The 7,495-nt window shown below is 72.5% G+C and carries 8 protein-coding genes and 1 pseudogene; 5 read left to right on the top strand and 4 right to left on the bottom strand.

Annotated features, from left to right (window positions below; all coding sequences use genetic code 11):
* The 4 genes and pseudogenes from CON77_RS14635 to CON77_RS15285 all read left to right on the top strand — a co-directional run.
* Window positions 1–207: pseudogene (locus tag CON77_RS14635) on the top strand (tRNA (adenosine(37)-N6)-threonylcarbamoyltransferase complex dimerization subunit type 1 TsaB); the annotation flags it as partial.
* On the top strand, window positions 204–779 hold the full coding sequence (locus CON77_RS14630; RefSeq protein ID WP_439650588.1) for a GNAT family N-acetyltransferase: 576 nt from the start codon (window positions 204–206) through the stop codon (window positions 777–779). The pseudogene CON77_RS14635 and the gene CON77_RS14630, both read left to right, overlap by 4 nt.
* Window positions 776–1,765: a uracil-DNA glycosylase gene (locus CON77_RS14625; RefSeq protein ID WP_101050313.1), complete on the top strand. Its 990-nt coding sequence runs from the start codon at window positions 776–778 to the stop codon at window positions 1,763–1,765. The genes CON77_RS14630 and CON77_RS14625 overlap by 4 nt, the downstream gene beginning before the upstream one ends.
* Before the next feature lie 144 nt (window positions 1,766–1,909).
* A complete protein-coding gene (locus CON77_RS15285; RefSeq protein ID WP_157826992.1) occupies window positions 1,910–2,947 on the top strand; it encodes an outer membrane lipoprotein in 1,038 nt (345 codons plus the stop codon).
* Window positions 2,948–2,956: 9 nt separating this feature from the next.
* On the opposite strand, the gene CON77_RS14615 is transcribed toward CON77_RS15285, so the two are convergent.
* The gene (locus CON77_RS14615; protein ID WP_101050311.1) at window positions 2,957–4,009 is read right to left on the bottom strand and encodes a 6-phosphofructokinase; all 1,053 of its coding nucleotides are present in this window, start codon (window positions 4,007–4,009) and stop codon (window positions 2,957–2,959) included.
* A 20-nt stretch (window positions 4,010–4,029) separates the two neighbouring features.
* The gene (gene mltA, locus CON77_RS14610; RefSeq protein WP_101050309.1) at window positions 4,030–5,343 is read right to left on the bottom strand and encodes a murein transglycosylase A; all 1,314 of its coding nucleotides are present in this window, start codon (window positions 5,341–5,343) and stop codon (window positions 4,030–4,032) included.
* Here mltA and CON77_RS15410 point away from each other — a divergent pair.
* Window positions 5,276–5,431: a hypothetical protein gene (locus CON77_RS15410; protein ID WP_198552406.1), complete on the top strand. Its 156-nt coding sequence runs from the start codon at window positions 5,276–5,278 to the stop codon at window positions 5,429–5,431. The two genes, mltA and CON77_RS15410, sit on opposite strands and share 68 nt — an antisense overlap.
* A gap of 4 nt (window positions 5,432–5,435) precedes the next feature.
* Here the strand turns inward: CON77_RS15410 and CON77_RS14605 are convergent, their stop codons facing one another.
* Together CON77_RS14605 and CON77_RS14600 are read right to left on the bottom strand one after the other, a co-directional pair.
* Window positions 5,436–6,242, bottom strand: a complete 807-nt coding sequence (locus CON77_RS14605) for a carbon-nitrogen hydrolase family protein (RefSeq protein ID WP_101050307.1) — start codon at window positions 6,240–6,242, stop codon at window positions 5,436–5,438.
* The coding region (locus CON77_RS14600) for a YhdP family phospholipid transporter (RefSeq protein ID WP_304442168.1) at window positions 6,239–7,495 on the bottom strand (1,257 nt) is incomplete at its 5' end. The genes CON77_RS14605 and CON77_RS14600, both read right to left, overlap by 4 nt.

Genomic DNA, 7,495 nt, shown 5'->3' with positions numbered 1-7,495 from the left:
CCCGCGGCCTGGCAGGCCGTGCCCCAGGTGGAGGCCTGGCCCACCGCCGCCGCCCTGCTGAGCCTGCTGCCCCACGCCTGGGCCCAGGGCGAGGCCGTGGCCGCCGCCGGGGCCCAGCCCCTCTACGTGCGCGACAAAGTCGCCCAGACCACCGAAGAACGCGAACGCCTCAAGGCCGAACGGACCGCCGCCGGAGGCACGCCATGACCGCCTGGGTCCTGCCCACCACCGACACCGAGGCGCCAGACCCGTGTCTGATCGGTTTCGCGCCCATGGACGCCACCTGGCTGGACACCGTGGCCGAGGTCGAGAAAACCGCCTACGCCCACCCCTGGAGCCGCCGGCATTTCCACAGCTCGATCGAAGCCGGCCACGCCGTGCAAGCCCTGGTGGCCGCCCCCCGGGCGCAAGACCCGCCCCCCTGGGCGCACGCGCCGCGCGCCCCCGACGGCCGGGTGCTGCTCGGCTACCTGGTGGCCATGCCGGGGGTGGACGAGGTGCACCTGCTCAACATCACCACCGTGCCGCTGCACCAGCGCCAGGGTTGGGCGCGCCTGATGCTCCAGGCCTTGGCGCTGTGGTCGCGGGGCCAGGGCGCGCAGGCGCTCTGGCTGGAGGTGCGCGCCGGCAACCAGCCCGCGCGGGCCTTGTACCAGTCGCTCGGCTTCCGTCAAGTGGGCGTGCGCAAGGGCTACTACCCCGACACCGGCACCCAGCGCGAAGACGCCCTCGTCATGGTGCTGAACCTGAGCACCGCATCGCCCACAGACCCGCAATGACCACGCCCCTGGACTCCAACGCCACGCCCGGCGGCAGCCCCTTGCCGCGGCTGGACGCGCGCCAGTGCGCCATGCTCGAGGCCATGGGCGTGCCCGTGTGGTGGCAAGCCCGGCCGGCATCGGCCGATAGGCCGCCGGCCACGTCAGCCGCCGGGGCTGCAGCATCCGCGCACAGCACGCCCAAGACCGTCTCTGCGGCCTCCGCACACAACGCACCCACGCCTGCGGCGGCTGCTCAGACGCCGAGCCCGGTCCGGCGCGAGCCGACCGCCGCCACCCCTGGAACGCCGGCTGCGGCACCCACCCGTCCCACCAGCGCCCCCCACCCGGCCCCCTCGGCCCCGCTGGCGCCGTTGCACGACCTGCGGCACCTGGACCGCGCGGCGCTGGAACAATCGGTCCGCGCCTGCACCCTGTGCGACCTCGCGCAACGCCGGCAACAGGCGGTGCCCGGCATGGGCGACACGAGCCCCGACTGGCTGATCGTCGGCGAGGCACCGGGTGAGGAAGAGGACCGCCAGGGCCTGCCCTTCGTCGGCCGCGCCGGCCAGTTGCTGGACCGCATGCTGGCCGCCATGGGGCTGGCGCGCGAACAGAAGGTCTACATCGCCAACGTCATCAAATGTCGGCCGCCGCACAACCGCAACCCCAGCCCGGAGGAGGTCGAGCAGTGCGCCCCCTACCTGCTGCGCCAGGTGGAGTTGCTGCGGCCGCGCGTGGTGCTGGCCATGGGCCGGTTTGCCGCACAGACCGTGCTGGGCCAGGGTGGCTGCTTCAGCCCCGAGGCCTTACAGCAGATGCCCCTGGGCCGGCTGCGTGGCCAGGTCCACCAGGCCCGGCTTGGGGGCGTGACGCTGCCGGTGGTGGTGACCTACCACCCCGCCTACCTGCTGCGCAGCCCGGCCGAAAAAGCCAAGGCCTGGGCCGACCTGTGTCTGGCCCTGGACACCCTGGCCGCCTTGCCAGTGCCCGCGCCGCAAGACTGAGTGCCCGGTACACGTTGCCAAAGGTAACAGCGGTAACCAGCCCCGCCCAGGCCGGGCGTTGGCGTTGAAGGCGCCATCCGCCGGTGGTAAGGTAAGCGCACCGGGCCGCAACTCCACTGGGCCCACCACCCGAAAGACCCCACCATGGCTATTTACCCCACCCTGCGCGCCCTGCTGCTGAGCGCGGTCACCGTGCTGGCCGGCAGCGCCTGGGCCCAGACCGCCCCCGTCATCCGCACCTTCACCGTGCAGCCGGTGGCCGAGCTCACGCCCGGCACCGAGCTGGTGTTCAAGCTGACCGGCACCGCCGCCGGCAGCGCCACCGTCACGCTCGAAGGCAGCCCCCACACCCTGGCGCTGAGCGAGACCCGGGCCGGCACCTACGAAGGCAGTTACACCCTCGGCCTGCGCGACCAGGTCAAGTTCAACAGCCCGGTGCGCGCCGCCCTGCGCGTGGCCGGCTTGGACACGCAAGCCGTGCTGGGTCAGCCGCTGTTGACGGCGTCGGCCCAGCAGGCGGCCCTGGCCGCGGCCACGCCGGCACCGGTGATCGAGCGCTTCGGTACCCAGGCCAGCGGCTACAGCGGCGGCCACGACATCGCCTTCGAGGTGCAAGGCACGCCCGGCGCCAAGGTGGCGCTGACCCTGGCCGGCAGCGACGCCCGCATCGCCCTGGCCGAAACCCAGCCGGGCCTCTACAGCGCGCACTACACCGTGCGCAGCCGCGACCGGCTCAGCGCCAGCAGCCTGGCCACCGCCACCCTGACCAGCGGCAGCAAAACGGTCAAACTGCAGAAAACCCTGTCGGCCGCCCCCCTGCAGCCCACCCTGGCCGCGCGCCAGAGCTGCGGCAGCTGCGGTGTGGTGCAGGCGGTGAACGTGGTCGAGGTCAAGGGCGAGCCGGGCTACGTCGGCGCCATCGCCGGCGGCGTGGCCGGTGCGGTGCTGGGCAACCAGGTCGGCAAGGGCGACGGCCGCACCGCGGCGCGCATCCTGGGCGCCGTCGGCGGTGCCTACGCCGGGCGCGAGATCGAGAAACAAGTCGTCAAGGACAAGCGCTACGACGTGACCGTGCGCCTGCAGGACGGCTCGGTGCAGACCGTGCAGCACACCGAAGACCCGGGCTTCCAGGCCGGCCAGCAGGTCAAGATCGTCGACGGCCGCGCCGTGCGCAACGACTGACCCCGGCGGTCAGTCGCCCAGGGCCACCCCGATCTGCCGCGCCGCCTGCAGCAGCGGGTGGTCCAGCGGCACTCGGCGGTTCTGGTGGGCCACGTCGGCCAGGGCGATGCAGCCCAGCTCGCCCCCCTGCATGGTGACCATGCGGTTGAAGCGCCCGTCCATCACCAGTTGCGCCGCGCGGTTGCCGAACTGGGTGGCCAGCACCCGGTCGAAGGGCGTGGGCACGCCGCCGCGCTGCACGTGGCCGAGCACGGTAGCGCGCACCTCGCTGCGCAGCCGGGGCTGCAACTGCTCGCGCAGCACGTGTGCCACCCCGCCCAGGCGGATCGGGTCCGGGCTGTCGGCCAGGCGGCGCTCCACCGTCAGGCTGCCGCCGCGGGGCTTGGCCCCTTCGCCGATACAGACCACCGTGTAGCGCTGGCGCGTTTCGCGCTCGCGGCAAACCGCCGCCACCGCGTCCACATCGAAGTCAATTTCGGGCAGCAACACCACGTCGGCCGCGCCGGCCAGGCCGGCTTCCAGCGCGATCCAGCCGGCGTAGCGGCCCATGGTCTCGACGATCATCACCCGACCGTGGCTCTGGCCGGTGGTCTGCACCCGTTCCAGCGCTTCGGTCACGGTGGCCACGGCGGTGTCGAAACCGAAGCTGCGCTCGCAACCGGCGATGTCGTTGTCGATGGTCTTGGGCACGCCGACGATAGGCAGGCCGCGCTCGGCCAGGCCGTGGGCGATGGCCATGGTGCCGTCGCCACCGATGGCCACCAGCGCGTCCAGCCCCAGCGCCCGGGCGTGGGCCAGGGCCTGTTGCGCCGCGGCCTCGCTGGCCAGGGGGTTGGCGCGGTTGCTGGTGCCCAGGATAGTGCCGCCGCGCATCAGGATGCCGCTGACGCTGTCCCAGTCCAGCGCCCGGGTGTGGGGGCGCTCGCCCATGAGGCCGGCAAAGCCGTCTTCAATGCCGACGACCTCGGCCCCGCACTGGCGCAGCAGCGATTTGGTGACGGCCCGGATGACCGCGTTGAGGCCGGGGCAGTCGCCGCCGCCAGTGAGCACGCCGATGCGCATGGACAGGTCCTTTCGCGGCCTCACTGCACCCGGGGCCACAGCGCCCACAGTTGCAGCGGTTGTTTCAGACCGGCGGCCAGGGCGTAGGCCTCGTCGCCCCAGCCGGTGAAGTAGTCGGCCCGCACCGCGCCGACGATGGCGCCGCCCGTGTCCTGCGCCAACACCAGCCGGCGCAATTGCGCCACCGGGCCGCTGGAGGCCAACCAAACCGGCGTGCCGTAGGGGATGCTGTCCTTGTCCACCGCGATCGATCGGCCGGGGGTGAGCGCCACGCCCTGGGCGCCGCGCGGGCCGAACTGGGCGTCCAGCCCGGTCAGCGGCTCTTCGCGGAAAAACACCACGCGCGGGTTGCTCCAGAGCATTTCGTCGACCTGCTGCGGGTTCTGCGCGGCCCAGGCGCGCAGGGCGTCCCAGGTGCCTTCGCGGACGAGGCGGCGGTCGAGCAGCCAGCGCATCACGCTCTGATAAGGGTGGCCGTTGTGGCCGGCGTAGGCCAGGCGCACGGTGCGCTGGCTGCCATCGGGCTCGGTCACCAGCACCCGGCCGGAGCCCTGGATCTGCAACAGCAGGGCGTCGAGCGGGTCGGCCAGCCAGGCGATGGCCTGGCCGCGCAGTTGCGCCTGGGCCGCGGGGTCGGTGGCCATCTGCTGGCGCGTGTACCAGGGCTGGCCGGGGCGCAGGCCCGGGGGCAGGCGGTACAGCGGGGTCTGGTGCGCGCCGCCGGGGGTGCGGCTGCCTTGCAGCACGGGCTCGTAGTAGCCGGTGAGCAGGCCGCTGCTGTCGCCCTGCACCGGCTGGATGCGGTAGGGTTGCAGCCGGCGCATCAGCCAGTCGTGCTGCTCGGCCGCGGTGGCGATGCTGAGCTGGCGCACCTCGCCACAGAGCGGACCGATGCCGGGCGCCGGGCGTTCGCAGCTGCGCAGCCAGGCGTTCCAGGCCTGGTGCAGGGCGTCGCTGCCCCAGCCGGGCAGTTCGCTCCAGCGCACCGCCTGCCAGGTGCTCTTGCCGCGTTGCAGCGGCGGCGGCAGGGGCTGGCTGTCGGCCCAGCGCCAGACCTCGCTGTCGGGCGTGACCACCGGCTGCCCCACCGCATCGACCAGGGTGGCCTGGCGCGGCGGGGCCACCGCCGGTGCCGGCCGCGTGGCCACCACCGGGCCGTCGGTCGGGGGCAGGGACACGGTCGAGCAGGCCGCGAGCAGGCTTCCTACAATGCAGGCCAGGAAAACGCCGCGGACCCGACCCTGCGGCCAGGACGGACCTTTTGCCATGACCTTGCTGTTGCTGGAAGCGCTGGGCGCGCTGCTGTTGTTGGTGTTCATCGTGTGGTGGACCATGTTCTCGGGCCGCCAGAAAGGCGAGTTGCCCGAAGCCGTCGAGCGCGAAAAATCGGGCACCGCTTCCAGCGACACCGAGCGCCCCTGAACGTTCACAGGCGCCGGTGCTGCAGCGCCGGCAACTGCCGGCGCACGTGCTGCAGGTGGGTCCAGTCCAGGTCGCACAGCACCACGCCCGGGCCCACCGCGTGCTGGCCCAGCACCGTGCCCCAGGGGTCGATCACCATGCTCTGGCCCCAGGTCTGTCGGCCGTTTTCGTGGGTGCCGCCCTGGGCGCTGGCGATCACATAGGCCTGGTTCTCGATAGCACGCGCGCGCAACAGCACCTCCCAGTGCGCCTGGCCGGTGGTGTGGGTGAAGGCGGCGGGCACCAGCAGGATGTCGGCCCCCAGCTGGCGGTACAGCTCGGGAAAGCGCAGGTCGTAGCACACGCTCATGCCGACGCGCCAGGTGTGGCCGTCGCGGTCGGTCAGGCTCCAGGCGGTGGGCGTGTCGCCGGCCACCAGCACCGCGGCCTCGTCGTAGCGTTCGCGCCCGTTGTCGTAGCGGAACAGGTGGATCTTGTCGTAGCGCGCGGCCGGCTTGCCCTTGGGGCTGTAGACCACCGAGGCGTTGGCGGCGTGGCCCGGGTCGTCGGTGGCCATGGGCAGGGTGCCGCCCACGATCCACAGGCCGAGCTCGCGCGCCGTGTCGGCCAGAAAGTCCTGCACCGTGCCCAGGCCGGGGGTTTCCTGCAGCAGCAGCTTGTCGCTGTCCTGGCGCCCCATGAAGCAGAAATACTCGGGCAGCACGGCCAGTTCGGCCCCGGCGCGGCTGGCCTGTTCGAGCAGCTGGTGGGCCTGGGCCAGGTTCTGGTCGAGGCTGATGCCCGACACCATCTGGATGGCGGCGACTTTCATGGGTTTCCTCCTGGGCGCGGGGCCGCACCCTCTTCTGGGGCGATGTTACGACGGTTGGGGCGTTCCAGCTTTTCCACCTGCGGATCGACCCAGGAGCCGTGGATGCGGTACTGCTGCGTGGCGGCCTCCTGCAGCGGCTGGCGCAGCAGATACTGCGCCAGGAAAGTGCCCAGGCCAGTGACCGGGCTGATGACGGTGGCCACCAGCGAGGCGGTGCCGGCGTTGAGTTCGGGGATGACCACGGCGGTGATGTCCTGGGTTTCGCGGGCGATGTCGGCGCTGCCTTCAAGCAGCACGGCCGCGCTCACGCCCTTCATCTGCAGGTTGTTGGTGCTGGCCACGCCCTGCACGATCTGGGCGTTGCCGCGCACGAAATCGAAGGCAAAGCCTTCGCTGAACACATCGCGGAAATCGAGCACCAGACGGCGCGGCAAGGCCTGCAGGCTGAGCACGCCCAGCAGCTTGGCCAGGCCCGGGTCGGCCTTGAGGAACTGGCCACGCTGCAGGTCGAGCTGCAGGTCGCCGCTCAGGCTGGGCACGTCCCAGCCCAGGGGCGAGCCGACCCAGCCCAGGGTGCCGCCCAGGGTGCCCTTGCCACCGCGGATCACGTCGGGCATGCCAAAACGCGCCAGCAGGGCGCCGGCGTCGTCGATGGCCAGGTTCACCTTGAGCGCGGTGCGCCGTTGCGCGGCGTTGCGCCCGGTGCCGCCCAGGGTGGCCCAGTTGCCGCTGGCCTGCAGCCGGGCCTCGGGCACGGTCAGATTGAGGGTGTTGAGCCGCCACTCCCGGCCCGCGTCCTGCGCCGCCAGGTTGGCGCTGCGGTTGACGGCCTGGATGTCCAGACGGCCCAGGCGCCGGCCCTTGAGTTCCAGGTCATCCACCACCACGTCGAGGGCCGGCATGAGCCGCGGCTGGGCCTGGAGCAGGCTGTCAACCTCGCTGACGCTGCTGGGGGGCAGGGTGAGCCGGGCCAGCCGGGCGTAGACCCGGCCGGGCGCAGCGCCCTGGCTGGGGCGGTATTCCAAGTAACCGTTGAGCTCGCGCGCCCCGACCGACATGCGCCAGGTGTCGCCCTCGCGGGAGCCGCCGGCAACGACGTCGTGGAACTGCCGCCCGCCCTGGCGGATGCGCTCGGCCGACAGGCCGAAGGTGGTGGGCCAGTAGTCCTGCGCCAGGGCCGCGGCGGCGGGGGCCGTGGTCGGGGTGCCGGCGGCGGCGGGCGCCAGCCCGTCCCAGGCGTCCAGGTCGACATC

This window comes from Macromonas nakdongensis, from assembly GCF_002837145.1.
In the GTDB taxonomy this organism is placed as follows: domain Bacteria; phylum Pseudomonadota; class Gammaproteobacteria; order Burkholderiales; family Burkholderiaceae_C; genus Macromonas_B; species Macromonas_B nakdongensis.
Note: the sequence above shows the minus strand (reverse complement) of the source record. Positions and strands in the feature narration are given on the sequence as shown.

Excerpts from the sequence above, each read along its gene's own strand:
- CON77_RS14630 (WP_439650588.1), top strand. The coding sequence starts at position 204 with ATGACCGCCTGGGTCCTGCCCACCACCGACACCGAGGCGCCAGACCCG.
- CON77_RS14625 (WP_101050313.1), top strand. The coding sequence starts at position 776 with ATGACCACGCCCCTGGACTCCAACGCCACGCCCGGCGGCAGCCCCTTG.
- CON77_RS15285 (WP_157826992.1), top strand. The coding sequence starts at position 1,910 with ATGGCTATTTACCCCACCCTGCGCGCCCTGCTGCTGAGCGCGGTCACC.
- CON77_RS14615 (WP_101050311.1), bottom strand. The coding sequence starts at position 4,009 with ATGCGCATCGGCGTGCTCACTGGCGGCGGCGACTGCCCCGGCCTCAAC.
- CON77_RS15410 (WP_198552406.1), top strand. The coding sequence starts at position 5,276 with ATGACCTTGCTGTTGCTGGAAGCGCTGGGCGCGCTGCTGTTGTTGGTG.
- mltA (WP_101050309.1), bottom strand. The coding sequence starts at position 5,343 with ATGGTCCACCACACGATGAACACCAACAACAGCAGCGCGCCCAGCGCT.
- CON77_RS14605 (WP_101050307.1), bottom strand. The coding sequence starts at position 6,242 with ATGAAAGTCGCCGCCATCCAGATGGTGTCGGGCATCAGCCTCGACCAG.